The 21,781-nt window shown below is 65.9% G+C and carries 19 protein-coding genes; 6 read left to right on the top strand and 13 right to left on the bottom strand.

Features of this window, described 5'->3' with window-relative positions; genetic code table 11:
- Window positions 1–548 precede the first annotated feature (548 nt).
- Together IB255_RS15330 and IB255_RS15325 are read right to left on the bottom strand one after the other, a co-directional pair.
- Window positions 549–1,601 (bottom strand): phosphorylcholine phosphatase, encoded by a 1,053-nt coding sequence (locus IB255_RS15330; protein WP_081515177.1) that lies wholly within the window; start codon window positions 1,599–1,601, stop codon window positions 549–551.
- 184 nt (window positions 1,602–1,785) lie between these two features.
- The gene (locus IB255_RS15325; RefSeq protein WP_081515176.1) at window positions 1,786–2,694 is read right to left on the bottom strand and encodes an AraC family transcriptional regulator; all 909 of its coding nucleotides are present in this window, start codon (window positions 2,692–2,694) and stop codon (window positions 1,786–1,788) included.
- 229 nt (window positions 2,695–2,923) lie between these two features.
- Here IB255_RS15325 and rclC point away from each other — a divergent pair, with 229 nt between their 5' ends.
- Complete coding sequence (gene rclC / locus IB255_RS15320; RefSeq protein WP_081515175.1) at window positions 2,924–3,496, top strand: reactive chlorine resistance membrane protein RclC; 573 nt, start codon at window positions 2,924–2,926, stop codon at window positions 3,494–3,496.
- Window positions 3,497–3,522: 26 nt separating this feature from the next.
- A complete protein-coding gene (locus tag IB255_RS15315) occupies window positions 3,523–3,741 on the top strand; it encodes a DUF2790 domain-containing protein (RefSeq protein ID WP_081515174.1) in 219 nt (72 codons plus the stop codon).
- 18 nt (window positions 3,742–3,759) lie between these two features.
- Here IB255_RS15315 and IB255_RS15310 read toward each other — a convergent pair whose 3' ends face one another.
- On the bottom strand, window positions 3,760–4,680 hold the full coding sequence (locus IB255_RS15310) for a LysR substrate-binding domain-containing protein (protein WP_192210546.1): 921 nt from the start codon (window positions 4,678–4,680) through the stop codon (window positions 3,760–3,762).
- Between the two features lie 139 nt (window positions 4,681–4,819).
- Between IB255_RS15310 and IB255_RS15305 the strand changes: the two genes are divergently transcribed.
- Entirely contained in the window at window positions 4,820–6,214 is a 1,395-nt protein-coding gene (locus IB255_RS15305; RefSeq protein WP_192210545.1) for a NorM family multidrug efflux MATE transporter, read from the top strand.
- Here the strand turns inward: IB255_RS15305 and IB255_RS15300 are convergent.
- A complete protein-coding gene (locus tag IB255_RS15300; RefSeq protein ID WP_192210544.1) occupies window positions 6,211–7,887 on the bottom strand; it encodes a putative bifunctional diguanylate cyclase/phosphodiesterase in 1,677 nt (558 codons plus the stop codon). The two genes, IB255_RS15305 and IB255_RS15300, sit on opposite strands and share 4 nt — an antisense overlap.
- Before the next feature lie 294 nt (window positions 7,888–8,181).
- On the opposite strand from IB255_RS15300, the gene rep reads away from it, so the two are divergent.
- The gene (gene rep, locus IB255_RS15295) at window positions 8,182–10,191 is read left to right on the top strand and encodes a DNA helicase Rep (protein ID WP_192210543.1); all 2,010 of its coding nucleotides are present in this window, start codon (window positions 8,182–8,184) and stop codon (window positions 10,189–10,191) included.
- 304 nt (window positions 10,192–10,495) lie between these two features.
- Window positions 10,496–11,071, top strand: coding sequence for a xanthine phosphoribosyltransferase (locus IB255_RS15290; protein WP_081515169.1), 576 nt, complete (start codon window positions 10,496–10,498; stop codon window positions 11,069–11,071).
- A 282-nt stretch (window positions 11,072–11,353) separates the two neighbouring features.
- Here the strand turns inward: IB255_RS15290 and IB255_RS15285 are convergent, their stop codons facing one another.
- From IB255_RS15285 to IB255_RS15245, 9 genes are all read right to left on the bottom strand, one after another.
- The gene (locus IB255_RS15285; protein ID WP_318652761.1) at window positions 11,354–13,195 is read right to left on the bottom strand and encodes an acetyl-CoA hydrolase/transferase C-terminal domain-containing protein; all 1,842 of its coding nucleotides are present in this window, start codon (window positions 13,193–13,195) and stop codon (window positions 11,354–11,356) included.
- Between the two features lie 197 nt (window positions 13,196–13,392).
- Entirely contained in the window at window positions 13,393–13,821 is a 429-nt protein-coding gene (locus tag IB255_RS15280; RefSeq protein WP_081515168.1) for a c-type cytochrome, read from the bottom strand.
- 172 nt (window positions 13,822–13,993) lie between these two features.
- Window positions 13,994–14,542 (bottom strand): cupin domain-containing protein, encoded by a 549-nt coding sequence (locus IB255_RS15275; protein WP_024762080.1) that lies wholly within the window; start codon window positions 14,540–14,542, stop codon window positions 13,994–13,996.
- A 163-nt stretch (window positions 14,543–14,705) separates the two neighbouring features.
- A complete protein-coding gene (gene alr, locus IB255_RS15270; protein ID WP_192210542.1) occupies window positions 14,706–15,785 on the bottom strand; it encodes an alanine racemase in 1,080 nt (359 codons plus the stop codon).
- A gap of 80 nt (window positions 15,786–15,865) precedes the next feature.
- Window positions 15,866–16,219 carry a RidA family protein gene (locus IB255_RS15265; RefSeq protein WP_081515166.1) on the bottom strand — a complete coding sequence of 118 codons (354 nt, stop codon included), beginning with the start codon at window positions 16,217–16,219 and terminating at the stop codon, window positions 15,866–15,868.
- Window positions 16,194–17,489: a D-amino acid dehydrogenase gene (gene dadA / locus IB255_RS15260; protein WP_192210541.1), complete on the bottom strand. Its 1,296-nt coding sequence runs from the start codon at window positions 17,487–17,489 to the stop codon at window positions 16,194–16,196. Before dadA ends, IB255_RS15265 begins: the two co-directional genes overlap by 26 nt.
- 361 nt (window positions 17,490–17,850) lie before the next feature.
- Window positions 17,851–18,195, bottom strand: a complete 345-nt coding sequence (locus tag IB255_RS15255) for a YdbL family protein (protein WP_081515165.1) — start codon at window positions 18,193–18,195, stop codon at window positions 17,851–17,853.
- A gap of 14 nt (window positions 18,196–18,209) precedes the next feature.
- Window positions 18,210–18,401: a YnbE family lipoprotein gene (locus tag IB255_RS15250; protein ID WP_081515164.1), complete on the bottom strand. Its 192-nt coding sequence runs from the start codon at window positions 18,399–18,401 to the stop codon at window positions 18,210–18,212.
- Between the two features lie 18 nt (window positions 18,402–18,419).
- Window positions 18,420–20,984 (bottom strand): YdbH domain-containing protein, encoded by a 2,565-nt coding sequence (locus tag IB255_RS15245; protein ID WP_192210540.1) that lies wholly within the window; start codon window positions 20,982–20,984, stop codon window positions 18,420–18,422.
- A 172-nt stretch (window positions 20,985–21,156) separates the two neighbouring features.
- On the opposite strand from IB255_RS15245, the gene dadR reads away from it, so the two are divergent.
- Complete coding sequence (gene dadR / locus IB255_RS15240; RefSeq protein ID WP_015479539.1) at window positions 21,157–21,645, top strand: transcriptional regulator DadR; 489 nt, start codon at window positions 21,157–21,159, stop codon at window positions 21,643–21,645.
- The last annotated feature ends 136 nt before the right edge of the window (window positions 21,646–21,781 follow it).

The following is a 21,781-nucleotide window of genomic DNA, read 5'->3' as shown; positions in this document are numbered from 1 at the left end:
AAGGAGGGAGGCGGACCGTGCAAGGGTGGAAACCAGCGCAATGTTGTCACAAAGCCGGCCGGACAGAAGTCCGCCTCACACGGCCCGCCATGGACAGCAAAGCGAACCCGGCACCGAAGGGGTGCCGGATTGCTCCTGTATATAGCGACAACAACACTGCACGGGTTTCCACGCCCGGCCACAATGACACTGTGGCAGGGCGGAACGCTAAGCAGTGGACTCGTAGGACCGCAACGCCGGAAAAGTGTAGGGACCTTCCCCAGCATCCCGCAGAGGATTTACCGGATTGGCGCGTTGGCCTTCAGGAACTGCGAGGCCATCGGGCATTTCCACGCGAAAGCCCCTGCGCCAGACTTCCCCTGTAGGAGCGAGCCATGCTCGCGATCGCGGGCATGGCCCGCTCCTACAGTGTGAGTCCGGAGCCGGTCCGCAGAACCGTAGGGCGCATAACCCGGAACGGGTTATCCGCCGATAGCACCACGGCGGATAACGCTGGCGCGTTAAGCGCCCTACCAGAACGCCCGCGCTCCTGCGCAAGCGCTACGCGCCTACTGGATCTCTTCCGGGGTGACGATCACCCAGTTCTTGTCGGCGGTGACCGGCTGGCCGAGCTTGGCCTGGGCTTCGGCATTCTTCTTGATCATGCCGTTGAGCTGGTCCATGTACTTGGCCTTGCGGTTGATCCACAGGTGCACGCCGTTCTCGGCGGTGCCGTTGAACAGCATGTAGCCATCGCTGCTGGGGGTATCGCCGCCGACCAGGATGGGCTTCTTCCACTGGTCGATGTAGGTGAGGATCGCCGCCTGCTTGCCGGCCATCCAGGTCGCCGGGGTCCACAGGTAGGGGGTGATCTCCAGGTCCAGGTTGGCCTTGGGATCGTACTTGCCTTCGCTGATCTGCTTGCGTGCGGTGGTCAGGGCGCCGCTCTGGCGGTCCTTGAGCAAGGTGGTGACGCCGATGACGTTCTCGGGCTTCACGTTGTAGCCGTACTTGGGATCGCTGGCGACCATGCGCACCAGTTCCTCGTGGGCGGCGGTCATCACGTAGACCTCGATGCCGTTCTCCATCAGCTTGTTGTACAGCTCGGTCTGGCCAGTGAAGACCTTGGGCGGGTTGATCTCGATGGTCTTGACCACGTCGCCTTCGTAGTAGGTGCTGGGCACCGGCTTGCCGTAGGCCATCAGTTCGTCGACGTAGCCCTTGAGCTCCTTGAGGGTGAAGCCGGAGAACACCTGGGCGACCCAGGGGTAGCAGACCAGGTCATCGACTTCGCAAAGGCGGTAGTAGTAGCTGTTGAGGCTTTCCTTGTGGCCGTTGACGTCCTTGAAGGGGATCAGCTTGAGCGAGGGGTCGAGCTTCTCGCGGGTCAGCACGCCTTTCATTTCGAGGAAGGGCAGCAGCGATTCCTCGAGGTCGTAGCGGTAGCTGGTGTTGTCCATGTCGAAGACCGCGAAGGCGCCCTTGTTGGCGTTGGCGGCGATCAGGGCATCGAGCTGCTTGGCGGCCGGCGCCGGCCAGTGTTTCAGTTCGGTGGCGGCGAAAGAGGTGCTGGCGAGGCCGGCCAGGATCAGGCCGGCGAGCAAGGTGCGCATGGGCTTCATGGAATTCCCCCGAGTGGTCTTGTGGGTATGGGGAAGGCCCATGGCGGGCCTTCACTGGACTAGTCCAGCAATGACCCTAGCAAAGCGCTGTTTCAGCTCTGCGACGGCAGCGACGTGAACCGTCGCGAAGGCGCCAGGACATGTCCATACGCGCCATGCGGCTTGGCTAGCGACGACAGCTGGTCTAGTTCACCGCGCGACGCAGGCGACCGGGGGCGTCGCCGTAGGTTTCCTTGAACTTCTTGGTGAAGGACGCCTGGGACTGGTAGCCGACCTGGGCGGCGATGTCGCTGAGGCTCAGCTGCGAGCTGCTCAACAGGCGGTAGGCCAGTTCCATGCGCACTTTCGTCAGCAGCGCCCAGGGCGACAGCCCGGCCACCTGGGTGAACAGGCGCATGAAGGTGGCGCGGGACATGCTGGCGCGCTCGGCCAGCGCCTCGATGGTCCACTCGTGGGCGGGGTCGTCGAGCATTGCCTGCCAGGCGCGGCTCAGGCGCTTGTCGGCGAGCAGCGCCAGGGTGCCGCTGGTGGGGACGTACTCCTGCAGGTAGACGCGCAGGATCAGGGTGAAGAGGGCCGAAGACAGCGCGTCGACCAGGAAGCGCGCGCCCGCCTGGTTGCCGTCCGCCTCGCCGCGCAGCAGGCCGACCAGCGCGGCCAGTTGCTCGCTCAGGCCCAGCTCCTGGCTGGAGATGTTGAGGAACGCCGGCAGCGCGCCGATCAGCAGCGAGTCGCGCTGGTAGTGGAAGCTGCCGCAGAGGATATCCAGTGCCTCGCCTTCGCTGCCGATGCGGTGTACCGGCAGCAGGCCGTCCTGGCTGACCTGGGCGGGCACCGGGCTGACCTTCGGCCCCTGGCTGCGCAGCAGGTGCGCGCCACCGCGGGGGAAGACCAGGATGTCGCCGGCTTTCAGCTGAAGGACCTGGCCGTCAGGCATTTCTGCCTGGCAACGCCCGGACAACAGGATGTGGTACTGCGCCACGCCGCCCGGTGCCTGTTCATGGTCGAGCGCCCAGTCGCCCTGGAGTTGGCAGCGCAGGTCGAGGCTGCCGCGCAGGCCGGCGAGCTGGATCAGGCGGTCGATGGAGTTCATGGCGTTCCACACGCAGGAAAGGGCCTACAGATTACGCGCGGGATCAGCCAAGTAAACGCGACTACCCCCTTCTTTCTCGCTTGCGTACTCCCTTGGTGCGGGGCCAGGGGCCGGTGAAAACGCATCCGAGACCCACCGACAAAAACCCGAGCACAACGCGAAAGAAGCGCAGCGGCGCGATTCCGACAATGGGCACTCCTGATTTCAACCGACTCTCAAGGAGTTCCCCATGACCTCTCCCATCACCCAGGGCCTGCAGGCACTCAGCCGCCTCGACCACGTCGGCGCCAACCTGATGCGCGTCGCCATCGCCGTGGTGTTCATCTGGATCGGTGCGCTGAAATTCGTGCCCTACGAAGCCGACAGCATCACGCCCTTCGTCGCCAACAGCCCGTTCATGTCGTTCTTCTACGAGCACCCCGAGGACTACCGCGCGCACCTCACCCACGAGGGCGAGCTGGATGTGCAGAAGCGCGCCTGGCAGACCGCCAACAACACCTACGGATTCTCCAAGGGGCTGGGCGTGGTGGAGCTGAGCATCGCCCTGCTGGTGCTGCTCAACCCGCTGTCACGGCGCCTGGGCCTGCTCGGCGGCTTCCTGTCGTTCGGCACGCCGCTGGTGACGCTGAGCTTCCTGATCACCACGCCCGAGGCCTGGGTGTCGGCGCTGGGTGATGCGCAGCACGGCTTCCCCTACCTGTCCGGCGCGGGCCGGCTGGTGCTCAAGGACACCCTGATGCTCGCCGGCGGCCTGCTGGTGATGGCCGACTCCGCCCGCTCGCTGCTGCACGAACGCGCCTGATTCAACTCTTCTGAAGGAAACATGCCATGAAAGCGCTGATCGCCCTGATCCTCACCACCCTGTTCGTCGCCGCCTGCGGTACCGTGCCGGCCCACGACAGGCCCGACGTGCACCGGGTCATTTCCATCACCGATACCCAGCAGGAATGCGGCATCGTGCCGGTGACCATGGTCTACGAAGACGCCCAGGCCCAGCAGCACGAGTTGCACTACCAGGTGTGGGCCAATGGCTGCAGCGGCGACTGATCCGTCGCGCCGCCGGACTCAGTCGAGCAGGTCCACCGGCGGCAACTGCATGGCCTGCACCTCGGCCTGCAGGAAGTCGCGCAACCGGCGCAGCCGCTCCTGATGCCGACGCGCGCGGGGCCAGACCAGGTAGTAACTCTCGCCGCTGGCCACCGCGGCGGGCCAGGGCAGCGCCAGGCGGCCCTGGTTGGCATCCTCGGCGACCATCACCAGGTCGCCGATGGAAACCCCGTAGCCGCGGGTCGCGGCGACGATACCCAGCTCCAGCGTGTCGAACACCTGCCCGCCCTTGAGTGACACCTTCTCCCCCAGACCCATGCGTTGCAGCCAGCGCCGCCAGTCACGGCGGTCGGGCGTAGGGTGCAGCAGCTCGGCGGCGGCCAGCCGCCCGGCGTCCCAGGGGCCGTCCGCCAGCAGCGCAGGCGCACCGACGGGAATCAGCCATTCGGGGAACAGCAGGGTGGCCTCCCAGTCCGGCGGGAAGTGCCCGGAACTGAGCAGCACCGCGCAATCGAAGGGCTCATGGACGAAATCCACGCGGTCCACGTCCATCCAGGCACTGGTCAGTTGCACCTCGATATCGCTGTGCTGCATGCGGAACCGGCTCAGCCGCGCCAGCAGCCAGCGCATGGTCAGGGTCGAGGGCGCCTTCAGGCGCAGCACACCTTCTTCAGCGCGCAGGCTGGCGCAGGCGCGCTCCAGTGCATCGAAGCCATCGCGCAGTCCGGGCAGCAGCATCCGCGCCGTTTCGGTCAGCTCCAGCTGGCGGCCGCGGCGCTGGAACAGGCGGCAGGCGAAGTGTTCTTCCAGGGTCTTGATGTGCCGGCTCACCGCGCTCTGGGTGATCGCCAGTTCCTCGGCGGCGCGGGTGAAGGACGCATGCCGGGCGGCCGCCTCGAAGGCGCGCAGGGCGTAAAGGGGCGGCAACTGGCGGTTCATGGTGGGCTCCAAAAGGCGGCATGCATGAGTATGACTCATGTATGGCATCGCATTTATCCTTTTGTGCCCGGCCCCACAGCAGCCAGAGAATGGAAGGCTCCCTATCAATGCGGCAGCTGCCGCTTGCTGAGCCTGACTCATGAAACGCCTGTACCGTGACGAACTTGCCGCCATCCTTCGCCTCGCCGGCCCGCTGATCGCCGCGCAACTGGCCTACGTGGCCATGGTGTTCACCGACACCGTGATGATGGGCAAGCTCGGCCGCGAGGCGCTGGCCGCTGGCGGGCTGGGCGCGTCGACCTATGCGCTGGTGTCGACCTTCTGCGTCGGCGTGGTGGCGGCCACCGGCAACCTGGTGGCGATCCGGCATGGCGCGAAGGACGCGCGCGGCGTGGTGGAAGCGACCCAGGCCGGCCTGTGGATCGGTGGCGCGCTGGCGCTGCTGGCGGGCCTGCTGCTGTGGAACCTCGGGCCGATCCTGATCGCCTTCGGCCAGGCGCCGGAAACGGTCGCGGGCACCATGAGTTTTCTGCACAGCATCGTCTTCGCCCTGCCCGGCTACATGGCTTTCATGGTGCTGCGCGGCTTCACCAGCGCCATCGAACGGCCGGGCCCGGTCATGGCCATCAGCCTGGTCGGCGCGCTGGCCAACTTCGCCCTCAACTACGCCTTCATCGAAGGCCTGTTCGGCCTGCCGCGCCTGGGGCTGGCGGGCATCGGCATGGTCACTGCGGTGGTGATGAACGCGCTGCCGGTGATCTTCGCCCTGTACCTGCGCTGGCACCGGGGGTATGCGCCCTACCCGCTGCTGACCGGGCTGTCGAAGCCGGACTTCACGGTGATCGGCGAATCCCTGCGCCTGGGCATTTCCATCGGCGGCACCTACGCGGTGGAGTCGGGCATGTTCACCGTGGCGACCCTGTGCATGGGCGTGATCGGCAGCACCGCGCTGGCGGCGCACCAGATCGCCATCCAGTCGGTGTACGTGGCCTTCATGGTGCCCATGGGGATTTCCTACGCGGTGACCTTCCGCATCGGCCAGCACTACGGCGCCGGCCGGCTGCTCGAGGCGCGCCGCGCCGGCCGGCTGGGCATCGGCTTCGGCGCCAGCTGCATGTTCGCCTTCGCCGCGCTGTTCTGGCTCGCGCCGGAGCTGGTCATCGGCCTGTTCATCGACCACCACGACCCGGCCAACCGCGAGGTGGTGCAGCTGGCCGTCAGCCTGCTGGCCATCGCCGCGTGGTTCGAGCTGTTCGACGGCACCCAGTGCATCGCCATGGGCGCGATCCGTGGCCTGAAGGATGCGCGCACCACCTTCCTCGTCGGGCTGGCGGGCTACTGGCTGGTGGGCGTGCCGATGGCGCTGCTGCTGGCCTTCCCGCTGGGCTGGGGGCCGAGTGGCGTGTGGTGGGGGTTGGCCTCCGGGCTGGCCTGCGCGGCCATCGGGCTGACGCTGGCGTTCGAGGCTAAGACCTCGCGCCTGCTGCGCCCGCACACGGCCGGCGCGGGCCTGGCTGTGCTGGCTGACCGCTAGCTGACCGAGTCCTGCAGGCGCAGCGCGCGGTTGGCGCCGAACACCAGGAACCGCGCCAGCTCCGCGAGCGGCAATGGGCGGCTGATCCAGTAGCCCTGCACCTGGTCGCAGCCGAACTGACGCAGCTCGTCCTGCTGGGTGATGGTCTCGACGCCCTCGGCGACCACTTCCAGGTTCAGGTTGTGCGCCAGGTTGATCATGGCCTTCACCAGTTGCAGGTTTTCCGGGCGCTCGTGCATGTCGCCGACGAAGCTCTTGTCGATCTTCAGCAGGGTGATGGGCAGGCTGCTCAGGTGCACGAAGGACGAGAAGCCGGTGCCGAAATCGTCCAGCGAGAAGCGCACGCCCAGGCGGCCGAGGGCCTGCATGGTCTGCTGGACCTGGTCGCTGCGGCGCATCACGGCGGTTTCGGTGAGTTCGAACTCCAGCCACTGGGCGTCGACGCCGCGCTCGCGGATCAGGCGCTCCAGGGTCGGCAGCAACTGGCTGTCCTGGAACTGGCGGAACGACAGGTTCACCGCCATGTGCAGCGGCGGCAGGCCACGCCCGCGCAGCCATTGCATGTCGCGCAGGGCACGGGAGATGACCCAGTAGCCCAGCGGCACGATCAGCCCGCTTTCCTCGGCCAGCGGCACGAAGTCGCCCGGCGTCAGCAGGCCGCGCTCGGGGTGGCGCCAGCGCACCAGCGCTTCGAGGCCGACGATCTGCCCGCTGTGCAGGTCCAGGCGCGGCTGGTAGTGCAGTTCCAGTTCGTCGCGGCGCAACGCCCGGCGCAGTTCGCTTTCCAGGTCGGCCAGGCTGCGGGCACCGCGGTTGATGCGTTCGTCGAAGACGTGGAAGGTGCAGCCCTGGCGCGACTTGGCCTGCTGCATGGCAATGTGCGCGTGCCACAACAGCGGGTCGGCAGCTTCGCCGGCGCGGGCATGGGCCACACCCAGGCTGCAGCCCAGCAACAGGCTTTCGCCCTCGACCCAGTAGGGTTCGCCCAGGGATTCGACGATCAGCTCGGCAATCTTCTCCACCCGCGCCGGGTCGCGGCGGGTGTCCAGCAGCAGGGCGAACTCGTCGCTACCCAGGCGGGCAATGTCGTCGCCGTTGTCCAGGTGCGCCTTCAGGCGCGCCACCACCTGCAGGATCAGGCGGTCGCCGGCCTGGTGGCCGAGGGCGTCGTTGACGTGGCGGAAGTTGTCCAGGTCCAGGTGGCCCAGCGCCAGGCCGCGACCTTCGCTCTCGCTGAGACGGGCGGCGAGCAGGGTCTGGAAGCCCTGGCGGTTGGCGATGCCGGTCAGCGGGTCCTGTTCGGCCAGGCTCTGCAGGGTGTTCTGCAGCGAGGTGCGCTCACGCACGTAACGCAGGGTGCGGCGCAGGACTTCGACGCTGAGGGATTCGGCCACCAGGTAATCGGCGACGCCGACCGGCTCTTGCGCGGGCTCGCGCTCCAGCAGCAGGACCAGCGGCAGGTGGCATTGGTGGGCGGACGGCAATTTGCCGGGCGTGGCGAGCACCAGGCCGACCTGATCTTCATCGAACAGGCTGCTGGCGGCCTGCCAGGACGGGGCCGTGATCAGCGAATAGCCCTGCCCCAACGCGGCCAGATGCCCGCGCAGTAGCTGGGCCCACTGCGGCGCTTCCGCCAGCAGGAGCAGGCGCGTTGGTTCGACCGACGCTGCCAAGCGACCCCCATGTATCTCTAAAAAGGGGAGAAACTCCAGGCACCATCCCTGCGCCCACTTCTCCCGGTTTTGAAGCGACGCCATCCGGACATCCCACGGATGTAGACGAAACTTCAGAGAAACTCTTAAGAGTTTTCTTCAAGTAATGCTGTCACAAGCCTAATACATGTACAGATTTATCCAAAACACATAAGTACGATCGTGTCACAGATCGCCGCTATTCCGAGCGGCACCCCGACGCCCGGCACGGCCTGCTAGAATACGCGCCCGCTCCACTACAGACCCCCGCCTTTCATGTCCCGACTCAATCCCCGGCAGCAAGAGGCCGTGAACTACGTCGGCGGCCCGCTCCTGGTGCTGGCCGGCGCCGGCTCCGGCAAGACCAGCGTGATCACCCGCAAGATCGCCTACCTGGTCCAGCAGTGCGGCATCCGCGCCCAGTACATCGTCGCCGTGACCTTCACCAACAAGGCCGCCCGCGAGATGAAGGAGCGCGTCAGCACCCTGCTGCGCCCCGGCGAGGGCAAAGGCCTGACCGTCTCCACCTTCCACAACCTGGGCCTGAACATCATCCGCAAGGAACATGCGGCCCTGGGCTACAAGCCCGGCTTCTCGATCTTCGACGAGAGCGATGTGAAGGCGCTAATGACCGACATCATGCAGAAGGAATATTCCGGCGATGACGGTCTGGACGAGATCAAGGGCCTGATCGGCAGCTGGAAGAACGACCTGATCCTTCCGCAAGAGGCGCTGGAAAAGGCGCGCAACCCCAAGGAACAGACCGCTGCGATGGTCTACCTGCACTACCAGCGCACGCTCAAGGCGTACAACGCGGTGGACTTCGACGACCTCATCCTGCAGCCGGTGAAGCTGTTCCAGGAGCACCCGGATATCCTCGACAAGTGGCGCAACCGCGTGCGCTACATGCTGGTGGACGAATACCAGGACACCAACGCCAGCCAGTACCTGCTGGTGAAGATGCTGGTGCAGCAGCGCGCGCACTTCACGGTGGTGGGCGACGACGACCAGTCGATCTACGCCTGGCGCGGCGCGCGCCCGGAAAACCTGATGCAGCTCAAGGAAGACTTCCCCTCGCTGAAGGTGGTGATGCTGGAGCAGAACTACCGCTCCACCAGCCGCATCCTCAAATGCGCGAACATCCTCATCGCCAACAACCCCCACGTGTTCGAGAAGCAGCTGTGGAGCGAGATGGGCGAAGGCGACCCGATCCGGGTGATCCGTTGCCGCAACGAGGAGTCCGAAGCCGAGCGGGTGGCGATGGAAATCCTCACCATCCACCTGAAGACGCAGCGGCCCTACAGCGAATTCGCCATCCTCTACCGGGGTAACTATCAGGCGAAGCTGATCGAGCTGAAACTTCAGCACCACCAGATTCCCTATCACCTGTCAGGCGGCACCAGCTTCTTCGGACGCCAGGAAGTGAAGGATCTGATGTCCTATTTCCGCCTGCTGGTGAACCCGGACGATGACAACGCCTTCCTCCGGGTAATCAACGTGCCGCGCCGGGAGATCGGCTCCACCACCCTGGAGAAGCTCGGCAACTACGCCACCGAGCGCGGCTGCTCGATGTTCAACGCCTCCGGCGAGCTGGGCCTGTCCGAGCATCTGGACGCCCGCTACATCGAGCGCCTGCAGCGCTTCAAGCGCTTCATCGACAAGGTCCGAGAGCAGTGCGCCGGCAGCGACCCGATCGGTGCGCTGCGCAGCATGGTGATGGACATCGACTACGAGAACTGGCTGCGGCAGAACGCCTCCAGCGACAAGATCGCCGACTTCCGCATGGGCAACGTCTGGTTCCTCATCGAAGCGCTGAAGAACACCCTGGAACGCGACGAAGAAGGCGACATGACCATCGAGCAGGCCATCGCCAAGCTGGTGCTGCGCGACATGCTCGAGCGCCAGCAGGAAGAGGAAGAAGGCGCCGACGGCGTGCAGATGATGACCCTGCACGCCTCCAAGGGCCTGGAATTCCCCTACGTGTTCATTCTCGGCGTGGAAGAGGAAATCCTCCCGCACCGCTCCAGCATCGAGGCCGACACCATCGAGGAAGAGCGGCGCCTGGCCTACGTGGGCATCACCCGGGCGAAAAAGAACCTGGCGATGACCTTCGCCGCCAAGCGCAAGCAGTACGGCGAGATCATCGACTGCTCGCCCAGCCGCTTCCTCGACGAGCTGCCGCCCGAGGACCTGGTCTGGGAAGGCCTGGAAGACGCGCCGCAGGAGGTCAAGGTGGCCAAGGGCAACTCGGCACTGGCGGATATCCGGGCGATGCTCAAGCGCTGACTGTTTCACTTGCAAGAGCCCCTCACCCTAACCCTCTCCCGCAAGCGGGAGAGGGGACTGTTCGGTGCAGGATGACACCAGAGCGTCAGCCGATTCGGACGGCTCCCTCTCCCTCCGGGAGAGGGCTGGGGTGAGGGAAAAGCCTCGGCACGGATTCCTCTACAGGCAACCACCCATACTCCCGCCCATCGAAAAACTGTCCGTTCGATCAGTAATTGCATTGGTCGGAACGTCGCGCAGAGGGGCTATGGCGTTGTAGAATTACGCGCTTCATCAGCGACAGCCGCTTTCGGAAGCAACCCCCGTGAACACTCTCAAAGACAAAATTCGCAGCGAAGGCATCGTTCTTTCCGAACAGGTCCTCAAGGTAGACGCCTTCCTCAACCACCAGATCGACCCGGCGCTGATGAAGTTGATCGGCCACGAGTTCGCCGAACGCTTCAAGAACCAGGGCATCACCAAGATCGTCACCATCGAAGCCTCGGGCATCGCCCCGGCGGTCATGGCCGGCCTCGAGCTGGGCATCCCGGTGATCTTCGCCCGCAAGTTCCAGTCGCTGACGCTGAAGAACGACCTGCTGATCTCCAAGGTCTTCTCCTTCACCAAGCAGACCGAAAGCACCATCGCCATTTCCGCCAAGCACCTGACCGCCGCCGACCACGTGCTGGTGGTGGACGACTTCCTCGCCAACGGCCATGCCGCCAAGGCGCTGATCGACCTGATCCAGCAGGCGGGCGCCAGCGTCGCCGGTCTGGGCATCGTCATCGAGAAGTCGTTCCAGGAAGGCCGCGCCCTGCTGGAAAGCGAAGGCTACCGCGTGGAATCCCTGGCTCGCGTGAAGTCCCTGGCCAATGGTCAGGTCGAGTTCCTCGAGGACTGATCCACCGCGATTCACGAAAAAGGCGGGCGCCGAACAGGGCCCGCCTTTTTTCATACCTGGCAGGAGGGTCCCTCCAAGGTCGCCCTGGCGCTGGGCCCCAGACGTAGGGCGCATAACCTGGAACAGGTTATCCGCCAGTGCCTTCGCGGCGGATAACGCTGGCGCGTTATTCGCCCTACGAAACGGCCCCTTGCGCAGGACTTCCACGCAGGAGCGGATCTTATCCGCGATCCTCCGGCAGGCGGCTGTACGTCGGGATGGATTCGCGGACAAGGTCCGCCCCTACGACGACTGCTCGGCGCTGGCTTTCAGGCCAGCCAGCACCAGGCGCTGGTACAACTCCTCGCGCAAACCCGCCGGCTTCGCCAACCCCATGCGCTCCAGATGCTCCGGGAAAGCCTCCGGCTCCGGCGCGTCCAGGGTCGCCTTGCCCAGTTCGAGAATCTCGCTCAGGCGCAGTTTGCTCTTCAGCCAGCCCAGCGCTCGCAGCAGGTCGCGCTCGTGCTCGGTGAAGTCGCAGCCCAGCGGGAACTCCGGCAATAACTGGCGCAACCCCCGGGTCGCTTCGCGCAGGCGCTCCGGGGTGTTGTTGCGGTAGCGCTCGTCCAGTTCGAAATCCTTCGGCAGCTTGCCGGCTTCCTGGGCCTGGGTGATCAGCTCGTCCTGGAAGCGCGAGTCGGCGATGGCCAGCAGCGCGGCGATCACTTCGGCGTCGTTCCTGCCGCGCAGGTCGGCCACGCCGTACTCGGTCACCACCATGTCGCGCAGGTGCCGGGGGATGGTGGTGTGGCCGTAGCTCCAGACAATGTTGGAGCTCAGCTCGCCTTCGGATTCGCGCCAGCTGCGCAGCATCAGGATCGAGCGCCCGCCCTCCAGCTCATGGGCCTGGGCGACGAAGTTGTACTGCCCGCCGACGCCGCTGAGCACGCGGCCGTCCTCCAGTTGGTCGGCCACGCCGGCGCCCAGCAGGGTGACGGTGAAGGCGCTGTTGATGAAACGCGCGTCGCGGCGCTGCTCGCGCTTGAGCTCCTCGTCGCGGTAGAGGTTGTTGACGAAGCCGATGCCGGTCATGCCGATTCCGGCCAGTTCCTCGCGAGGCATTTCGCGCAGGCGTCGGTAGAAGGCCTGCGGGCCGAGGAAGAAGCCGCCATGCAGCCAGACGCCCGGTTCGCTGGGCGACGAGCCCGGCCGTGCCGCGACCCGCCGGTTGAGCACGCCTGCCTCGGCCAGCGCCAGCAGGCCGGGAACGAACATTTCGCTGCAGCCATACAGGCCCTGTTCGAACTCGCCGAGGCCGCCGTCGCGCTCGATCAACCCGGCGTGCCGGGCGGTAGAGTCGAGGCCGTCGAGCAGCGCGCGGTAACCGTCGTTGTCGCGCTGGCGGGTGAGCAGCGCCGAGGCCAGGGCGTCGCCCATGGAGCCGATGCCGATCTGCAACGTGCCGCCATCGCGCACCAGAGCACTGGCGTGCAGGCCGATGCAATGGTCCTGCAGGCCAACCGGCAGGTTGGGCGTGGAGAACAGCGTGCTGCTGTCGCCCGGCGCATCCACCAGCAGGTCGAAGAAGTCCTCGTCCACCTCGGCGTCGCCGGGCATGTAGGGCAACTGGTCGTGGACCACGCCGATGGTGACGATGGTTTCGCCGGCCGCGCGGCGACGCTGCAGCATCGGCAGCAGGTCGAGGGTGATGTCCGGGTTGCAGGCCAGGCTGAGCTTGCCCGGTCGCGCCGGGTCGCGGGCCACCAGTTGGGCAACGGCGTTGACGCCCTTGGCGTTGATATCGCGCGCCACGTGGCTGTAGTTGCAGCTGATGTAGTTCTGCTGCGCCGGGGCGCTGTCCAGCAGGCTGCCGGGCTGCAGGTAGAACTCCTCGACGCGGATGTTCTCCGGCAGGCTGCCGCTGCGCAGGTCGTGCAGGTAGTCGAGTTCGGGGTAGTCGCCGTAGATGCGCTCGACGAAAGGTTCGAGGAAGCGCCGCTGCAGCTCGCCGCCGGCCTGCGGACGGCCGAGTGACAGCGCAGTATAGAGCGTCAGCTGTCGGCGCGGGTTCTCGCGGATGTGCCGGTACAGCGCGTTGGCCAGCTGGTTGGGCTTGCCCAGCCCGAGCGGCAGGCCGAGGCGGATGTGCTCGTCCAGGCGTTGCAGCAGTTCTTCGACGGCAGTTTCGATCGAGCAGGATTGCACCGGGCATCCCTCCTGGTTCGTTTCAACGACAGGAGTTTGGACCGGCTTTGCGCAGAAGTTGCTCCCGCGACGCACCAGGTGACAAATCGCGGGCATGAAAAAGCCGCCCTTGGGCGGCTTTTCGCACAGGTCGGCTATTACAGGCCGGACATGTGGTGAATCGCAGCTTTCAGCTCGTCATCGGAGCAATCAGCGCAAGTGCCCTTGGGCGGCATGGCGTTGACACCCGAGATGGCCTTGGCCAGCAGGCCGTCGAGGCCGCCCTGCTCTTTCGCACGCTTGCCCCAGTCAGCCTTGTCGCCGACTTTCGGCGCGCCCAGCAGGCCGCTGCCGTGGCAGTTGGTGCAGACCTTGCCGACAATCTCTTCACCCGAACGCGGAGCACCGCCACCACCGGCAGAAGCTACGGCGCCAACGCCTTCGCATTCCTTGCCCTGGACGCAGACTTTGCCGACAGGTTCGAGACGCTTGGCAATGGCGTCATCGTTGGTCGCGGCCTGAACGCTCACTGCCCACAGGGCCAGTACGGCAGCTTGGGCTGCCAGGATTTTTCTAATCAGGTTCACCCTTTCACCCTCATCGTGGCTTATCACGCCCGGTCGCGGTGCAGTCACAGTCTCGGGCCGCGCGAGCGGGCGCAAGTATAACGGCAAAGCCGGGAAGCTCGAAACAATTGCGCCACCTAGCCGGCGTTTGCGGCATTAGGTCGCAGCTGATCTGGCCGGTCCTACCGGCTGTTCAAAAATTTGCCGGTGTGGTCGCGCTGATCAGCCGCGCCGGGGCTTCGAACGGATTGCGGAAGCGGTGCGGCTTGGTGCTGTCGAAATAGTAGCTGTCACCGCATTCGAGGACGAAGGTCTCGTCGCCGACGGTCAGCTCCAGGCGACCTTCGACCAGTACGCCGGTCTCTTCGCCTTCGTGGGCGTACATGTCGTCACCGGTGTCAGAGCCTGGCGGGTAGGTCTCGTCGAGCAGGGTGATGGCGCGGCTGGGGTAGTCCTTGCCGATCAGCTTCATGATGATCGAGCCGCTGGACAGGTCGCTGAGTTCGTCTGCCTTGTAGACCACAGGAGTGTTGCTGCTCTGTTCCAGGTCCAGGGAGAAGAACTCCACGAGGGACATCGGAATACCACCCAGCACTTTCTTCAGCGAGCTGATGGAGGGGCTGACGCTGTTCTTCTCGATCATCGAGATTGTGCTGTTGGTAACACCCGCCCGTTTGGCGAGTTCGCGCTGGGACAAACCTTTGAGCTTACGGATGGCTTGCAGACGAGCACCGACGTCCAAGGGTGGGGTCCTCCTTATTCTTGTGATCAGGCAGGCTCTGAAAGGCAGAACCCGCAACGGCTTGAGCCGAGCGGGTTCCAAGTGCCACGTATCATGGCAACACCGTTCAGTATTTACAACAGATCGCCCGCCGATCCTGCGCAAACTTTACGGGCGGTATCCGTCACTCGCCTGCGTAGACCCGCGGGACGCGCTTGAGGTTGCAGAACAGCTGATAGGGGATGCTGCCGCACAGGGCAGCGAGCTGGCTGGCGGGCACGTTCGGGCCCCAGAGTTCCACGCGGCTGCCCAGGCCTGCGCTGGGCAGGTCGGTCAGGTCCACGGTGAGCATGTCCATGGACACGCGACCGATGATGCGGCTGGGCTTGCCGTCGATGAACACCGGCGTGCCGTCCGGCGCATGGCGCGGATAGCCGTCGGCGTAACCCATGGCGACCACCCCGACGCGTACCGGGCGGTCGGCGATGAAGCGCGCGCCATAGCCCACCGGCTCACCGGCTGGCAGTTCGCGGATGCTGATGACCTGGGATTCCAGGGTCATTACCGGACGCAGCTGGTCAGCCAGCGGGTGCGCCTGTTCGAAGGGGGTAGCGCCGTAGAGCATGATGCCGGGGCGCACCCAGTCGCTGGGCACATCGGACCAACCGAGGATGCCGGGAGAGTTGCGCAGGCTGATCTCGTGGCCCTGGCCTGCGGCTTCGCGCACGGCCTGGAAGGCGGCGACCTGCTCCTCGGTGCGCGCGCAGTCCAGCTCGTCGGCCTGGGAGAAGTGGCTCATCAGCACGACCTTGGCCACGTGCTGCAGCGCCTTCAGGCGTGCCAGCGCGGCGGCGTAGTCCTGCGGGAAGAAGCCGACGCGGTGCATGCCCGAGTCCATCTTCAGCCAGACGGTCAGCGGCTTGCTCGGACGGGCGCGCTCAATGGCTTCCAGCTGCCAGGCCGAGTGCACTACGCACCAGAAGTCATGGGCGTCGATCAGTTCCAGCTCGCTGGCTTCGAAGAAGCCTTCGAGCAGCAGGATCGGCGCGCGGATGCCGGCTTCGCGCAGTTCCAGCGCTTCCTCGATGCAGGCCACGGCGAAGCCATCGGCTTCAGCCTCCAGCGCACGCGCACAGACCACCGCGCCATGGCCATAGGCATCGGCCTTGACCACTGCCAGCGCTCGAGCGCCGGTCACTTCACGGGCCAGGCGGTAGTTGTGGCGCAGGGCGGCGAGGTCGATCAGGGCACGGGCGGGACGCATGGCGAGGCTCTCTTATGGTGTGTGGAGCAGAAGCGACGGACGAAAAAAACCCGGCGCTCCGGCCGGGCCACGCAAAACGATCAGGGCAGTGCGGCGACGATGGAGACCTCGACGAGGATCTCCGGGTAGCACAGCGCCGCCTGGACGGTGGCGCGCGCCGGGGCGCAGCCCTGCGGGACCCACTGGTCCCAGACGCCGTTCATGCCGGCGAAGTCGGCGGCGACGTCTTTCAGGTAGATGGTTGCCGAGAGCACCCGCGACTTGTCGGTGCCGGCTTCTTCGAGCAGGCGCTCGACGCTGGCGAGGACTTCGCGGGTCTGTTGCTCGACACCGGCGGAGAGGTCGTCCGCCACCTGGCCGGCGAGGTACACCGTGCCATTGTGGACGACGACCTGGCTCATCCGCTGGTTAGTGTGCAGGCGCAGGATGGCCATCGTGGACCTCCGAGGCAGAGCCGTAGCGGGAGATGTCCAGGCCTTCGGTGCTGATCTGCGGGCGCTTCTTGGCCATCAGGTCGGCGAGGTAGCGGCCCGAGCCGCAAGCCATGGTCCAGCCCAGGGTGCCGTGGCCGGTGTTGAGGAACAGGTTGCGATAGCGGGTGGCGCCGACGATCGGGGTGCCGTCCGGGGTGGCCGGGCGCAGGCCGGTCCAGAACTCCGCCTGGCTGACGTCGCCGCCTTCCGGGTAGAGGTCGGTGGTGATCATTTCCAGGGTGGCGCGGCGACGCGGGTTCAGCGACAGGTCGAAGCCGGCGATTTCCGCCATGCCGCCGACGCGGATGCGCTGGTCGAAGCGGGTGATCGCGACCTTGTAGGTCTCGTCGAGGATGGTCGAGGTCGGCGCCATGTCCGGATTGGTGATCGGCACGGTCAGCGAGTAACCCTTGAGCGGGTAGACCGGGGCGTCGATACCCAGCGGCTTGAGCATCTGCGGCGAGTAGCTGCCCAGCGCCAGCACGTAGCGGTCGGCGGTGACCAGTTGGCCATCGACCCAGACGCCGTTGATGCGGTCGCCGGCGAAGTCCAGGCGCTGGATATCCTGGCCGAAGCGGAACTCCACGCCCAGGGCCTTGGCCATCTCGGCCAGCTTGGTGGTGAACATCTGGCAGTCGCCGGTCTGGTCGTTGGGCAGGCGCAGGGCGCCGACCAGCTTGTCGGCCACCTTGGCCAGGGCCGGCTCGACGCGGGCGATGCCGGCGCGATCCAGCACTTCATAGGGCACGCCGGTGCTTTCCAGGACGGCGATGTCCTTGGCAGCGGAGTCCAGCTGGGCCTGGGTGCGGAACAGCTGGGTGGTGCCCAGGGAGCGGCCTTCGTAGGTGATGCCGGTCTCGGCACGCAGTTCGTCGAGGCAGTCGCGGCTGTACTCGGACAGGCGGACCATGCGCTCCTTGTTCACCGCGTAGCTCTTGGCGTTGCAGTTGCGCAGCATCTGCCACATCCAGGTGTACTGGCTGGGGTCGCCGGTCAGCTTGATGGCCAGCGGGGCGTGGGTCTGCATCAGCCATTTCATGGCCTTGAGCGGGATGCCCGGGGCAGCCCAGGGCGAGGCGTAGCCAGGGGACACCTGGCCGGCGTTGGCGAAGCTGGTTTCAAGGGCCGGGCCGGGCTGGCGGTCGACGACGACCACTTCGAAGCCGGCACGGGCGAGATAGTAAGCACTGGCGGTACCGATCACACCGCTGCCAAGCACCAGAACGCGCATCTTTGCCTCCTACGTCGCGCCGGGGGCGCGGACGTTTCTTATTCTGAACGTAGATGCGCGCAGTATAGGAAGTCAGGCTCAGCGATATTCACTGATTGCGATGCGTGTTTTGACGAAAATTCCTGGCAAAAGTCGCTTTCACGGAGGGACATCCACCAGTAATAGCGCTTTTTTACCCGAGACCGGATGGTCGAGTATCTGGCGAAAATTTCACCAGATCCAGAGGAAATAGCGAACGGAAGGGGATCGGCCAGAACTTCTCGCGCCGGCCTCATGGCGGACGGGATTTACCTGCTATCGGGCGGACCGTCCCCGCCTGCCCCGACAAGCGGCGACAGGCAGGGAAATCCCCTTGGCAGGCTTACTTGCGCACCCACTGACCATTGACCTGTACGTACTGCCCCGACGGCGTACGCTCGATGGCCTTCTTGCCGGCCAGGGATTCCACGTCCTTGAGGGTGGCGCCACTCTGGCTGGCGACCTTCTGGTACTCGGCGCGGCGCGCGGCGTTGATCTGCGCGGCGACATCGGCGGCATCACCGCCGTTCTTCACGACGCCGAGGTATCCGTCGGCCTGCTCGCCGACCAGCCCCTGGGACTTGGCGCTGCCCAGCGCGGACATCGCCTGCTCCAGGCTCATGGCCATGACCGGCAGGCTCAGGCAGAGGGCGACCAGCGCGACGCCCAGTTTGCGGTGCAATCTCATGCAAAGGCTCCTTCTCAGAACAGGCCACTGTTCTCGTTGATGATGCCGTCGAGCGCCTTGTCGACCTTGATATAGATCTCGTGCTCGATCTTCACGTTGAGGTTGATGTTGATCGGCTCCTTGGGCGCTGCCAGCTGCACGGTGGGCGTGCAGCCCTGGGCAAGGCCGGCCAGGAGCAGTAGGGCGAATAGGGCGCGGAGGCGCATTTCAGGTTCTCCTTGCGGTCATGGCGCGGCGGCCGGGTCGTTGCGCAGGCGTTCCTGCACGCGCTTGCGGATGGTGTCGCTGACCCGGTCGCTCAGTTGCAGGCTGGTGAGCAGCTTGGGCACGTTCTCCTCCAGGTTGACGTTGAGGTTGATCGGCCGGCCCTGCTCCAGTTCGGGATTGCGCCCGCTCAGGCTCAGGGCGAGGAGCAGCTTGCCGGATTCATCATAATCCACGCGGCTGCTCAGCTTGTCGTAGCGGAAATCGTCGATGGCGGTGGCCACCAGTTGCATGGCCGGGTTGCTCTGGCCCAGCGACTGGATCTTCGGCGAACGGAACTGCAGCACGCCAGGTTGCCGCGCGGCCACTTCGCCATTGCGGATCACCAGCTTGCCCTCGTGCAGGCCCAGCGGCAGGTTGCCGTCGATGATGCCGTTGCCGGAAAGGCCCTCCGCCGGATAGGCCGCGAGGATCGCCTCCAGGGCCAGCCCCTCCAGCTTCAGGGTAAGACCCTGCCCCAGCGCAGAAAGATCCACGGCCCCGGCCGGCAGCCAGGCGCGGCCCTTGAACAGTCCCAGCTCCGCCTGCTGCCAGTCGATCCGGCCCGCCAGGGGCGCCGCCAGCGAGGCCTTGTAATTACCCTGCAGGGACAGCGGGCCGAGGGTGACGCCGGGGTTCAGCGTGGCGACTCTTACCTGCGGCAGCTGCAGCTGCATCTGCGAGCCCTTCAGGGCGAACTTCGCCTGCAGGTCGAGGCCATGCACCTCGCTGCGATCGTAGACGCCCTCCAGCCCGCTGCCGCGCAGGTTCAGGTCGAGGCTCTGCGCGGCGGCGCCCGGTGGCAGGCGCCAGTTCAGGTCGAAGCTCGCCTTGCCATTGTTCAGGCTGAGCAGCCCCGGCCAGTCGCCCAGGGACTTCTCCAGCGGGTTGCCGGTGCGCAGGAAGAACTCCGGCTGCCGAGCGACCAGGGCAACGCCTTGTTTCGCCGAGTTACCCAGGTCGACCTCGGCATTCAGACCACCGCTGTTGAGCAGCCGGCCCTTGAACTGCTGGGCGTCGAGGCTCGCCGCCAGTGTGCCCATGGCATTCCAGGACAGCGGTTTGACGTGGGACTGGCGCAACTCGCCCACGGCCAGTTTCAGCGGGGCATCGAGTTGCAGGGTGGCCCGCAGGTCACTGGCGTACCCCAGGTTCAGCGCGCCTTTACCCAGCGTGGCGGCAAGCTTGCTGGCCTTCAGCGACTGCGGTCCGGTCAGCGTGCCGACCTGCAACTGTGCGCCATCGGCCAGATTGAAACTCGCCGACTGCTGATCGATCCGGCCGTCGAAGCTCAGGTCGATGCGACTGTTGTCGCCGCGCAGGCCGGCCAGCTCCAGGTGCGGGATCTTCCCTTCCAGCCGCGCATCACTCAGTTGCAGCGCCAGCGGGGTCGCCTCCAGCAAGGCCACGCGGGAGCGCAGGCGCAGGTCGGCGGCCCCCACCGCACGCAGATCGGCGCGCACGCTGCCGACTTCCTCTTCTACACCGGGCTCCAGGTGCAGGGTCAGGCGCGCCGGGCGCAGGCCGACCGGCAGCGCCTGCAGCCAGTCGCCGTAGAGATCGGAAAGGCGCAGGTCGCCGCTGACCACCGAGGGCCGCCAGCCGATATCGGTCGCACTGGCGATCAGCCGCAGATCACCCTGCAGGTTGCCCGCACCCGGCAGCGGCCAGAGCTGCGGTAGCTGCAGGGAGAGATCGATGCTGCCGCGTCCATCGCGCAGGCCCGGCCAGTCCGGCCAGGCGGCGTCGCCGGCCAGCTGGGTGTCCCAGCTCAGGCGCAGGCGCCCGGCCTCGGGGATCGGCAACGGCAGGTTCGGTGTCGGCAACCACATGCCCAGCCAGTTGCGCACCGCCTGCACCGGTGGCACGGCGGGGCTGGCAATGTTGCCGCTGAGCTGGCGGCTGGTCGGCGCCCAGCTGGAATCCAGGGAAAGCAGCGGCTCGTTGTCCAGGTAGCTGTCCAGGTGCAGGCGCCACTGACCATCACCCGGTTGCAGCAGGCCGTTGAATGCCAGTTGCTGTCCGCCCTGGCGCAGCTCGCCGCCCAGTGCGGCGGCGCCGCCCTGGATCTGCTGCCAGTGCGCGCTGCCATTGAGCGTGCAGCGTTGCTCGCGGGCGCAGGGCAATTCGACGGCGACGCGCTCCAGCGCCAGCCGTCCGGGCAGCAGAGCCAGCCAGCGGTTGAGCTGGGTGATATCCGGCAGCCCGGCATCTGCTTCCGGCGCGCCCTGCCCCGGCCACTGGCGGATGTCGATGCTGCGGGCAGCCAGCTCCTTCAGGCGCCAGCGCCCGTCTTCATGCTCGGGCCAGCCGACGCGCAGGTCCTGCAACTGGATCGCCAGGCGCGCGCCATCCGGTGTCTGCCGCTGAAGGGCCAGGCGCTGCAGCGTCAGACCCTCGCGGGAAATGCCCAGCCCCTGCCACTGCTCGACGCTGACCCCGGCATTCGCCAGCAGGCGCGGAACCGCCAGCCACGCCGCGCCGACCGCCATTGCCAGGAGCAGCAACAGCAGCAGGAGAACGGTGCGCAGGCGGGGAAGCGACATGCGAAAGCCTCTGCAAAAAATGACCGACTTCGTCCCAAAAGACCGAAGCGTTGGCCTACAGGCTGGCCGTCCAACGCGGGAAGTTCAAGGGTTGCCAGTGATATTCCCTGCACAACCGACTATATTGCCGACATTCCCCCAAAGCTCATCGCTCGACTTCAGAGTCATACCCATGAGAACCCAGCATCAAAGCCGCCGCGAACTGGACAAGATCGACCGCAACATCCTGCGCATCCTGCAGGAGGAAGGCCGCATCTCCTTCACCGAACTGGGCGAGCGCGTCGGCCTCTCCACCACGCCGTGCACCGAGCGCGTGCGCCGGCTGGAGCGCGAGGGAATCATCATGGGCTACAACGCCCGGCTGAATCCGCAGTACCTCAAGGCCAGCCTGCTGGTGTTCGTCGAGATCAGCCTGGACTACAAGTCCGGCGACACCTTCGAGGACTTCCGCCGCTCGGTGCTCAAGCTGCCCCATGTGCTGGAGTGCCACCTGGTGTCGGGCCACTTCGACTACCTGGTGAAGGCGCGCATCTCCGAGATGGCCTCCTACCGCAAGCTGCTGGGCGACATCCTGCTCAAGCTGCCCCACGTGCGCGAATCCAAGAGCTACATCGTGATGGAAGAGGTGAAGGAAAGCCTCACCCTGCCCATTCCTGACTGAATAGCCGGCAGATTCCCCGCCGTTCGCGGCAAGCTCAACAGATTTATTTACGACCTCCCGGCGTTTTTTCCCGTGCGGCTATTGGCTGCGCGGGAAGTCGGCGTTTATCCTGCGTAAAATTTTAACAACACAAAAA

The organism is Pseudomonas sp. PDM22, assembly GCF_014851965.1.
GTDB lineage: Bacteria > Pseudomonadota > Gammaproteobacteria > Pseudomonadales > Pseudomonadaceae > Pseudomonas.
The sequence above is the reverse complement of the archived record's forward strand: the minus strand, read 5'-3'. Positions and strand labels throughout refer to the sequence as shown.

Coding starts and splice junctions, on each gene's coding strand:
- IB255_RS15265 (WP_081515166.1), bottom strand. CDS start 16,219: ATGGCCATCCTGCGCCTGCACACTAACCAGCGGATGAGCCAGGTCGTC.
- IB255_RS15325 (WP_081515176.1), bottom strand. CDS start 2,694: ATGAACTCCATCGACCGCCTGATCCAGCTCGCCGGCCTGCGCGGCAGC.
- rep (WP_192210543.1), top strand. CDS start 8,182: ATGTCCCGACTCAATCCCCGGCAGCAAGAGGCCGTGAACTACGTCGGC.
- IB255_RS15245 (WP_192210540.1), bottom strand. CDS start 20,984: ATGTCGCTTCCCCGCCTGCGCACCGTTCTCCTGCTGCTGTTGCTGCTC.
- alr (WP_192210542.1), bottom strand. CDS start 15,785: ATGCGTCCCGCCCGTGCCCTGATCGACCTCGCCGCCCTGCGCCACAAC.
- IB255_RS15305 (WP_192210545.1), top strand. CDS start 4,820: ATGAAACGCCTGTACCGTGACGAACTTGCCGCCATCCTTCGCCTCGCC.
- IB255_RS15255 (WP_081515165.1), bottom strand. CDS start 18,195: ATGAGATTGCACCGCAAACTGGGCGTCGCGCTGGTCGCCCTCTGCCTG.
- IB255_RS15250 (WP_081515164.1), bottom strand. CDS start 18,401: ATGCGCCTCCGCGCCCTATTCGCCCTACTGCTCCTGGCCGGCCTTGCC.
- dadR (WP_015479539.1), top strand. CDS start 21,157: ATGAGAACCCAGCATCAAAGCCGCCGCGAACTGGACAAGATCGACCGC.
- dadA (WP_192210541.1), bottom strand. CDS start 17,489: ATGCGCGTTCTGGTGCTTGGCAGCGGTGTGATCGGTACCGCCAGTGCT.
- IB255_RS15315 (WP_081515174.1), top strand. CDS start 3,523: ATGAAAGCGCTGATCGCCCTGATCCTCACCACCCTGTTCGTCGCCGCC.
- IB255_RS15310 (WP_192210546.1), bottom strand. CDS start 4,680: ATGAACCGCCAGTTGCCGCCCCTTTACGCCCTGCGCGCCTTCGAGGCG.
- IB255_RS15330 (WP_081515177.1), bottom strand. CDS start 1,601: ATGAAGCCCATGCGCACCTTGCTCGCCGGCCTGATCCTGGCCGGCCTC.
- rclC (WP_081515175.1), top strand. CDS start 2,924: ATGACCTCTCCCATCACCCAGGGCCTGCAGGCACTCAGCCGCCTCGAC.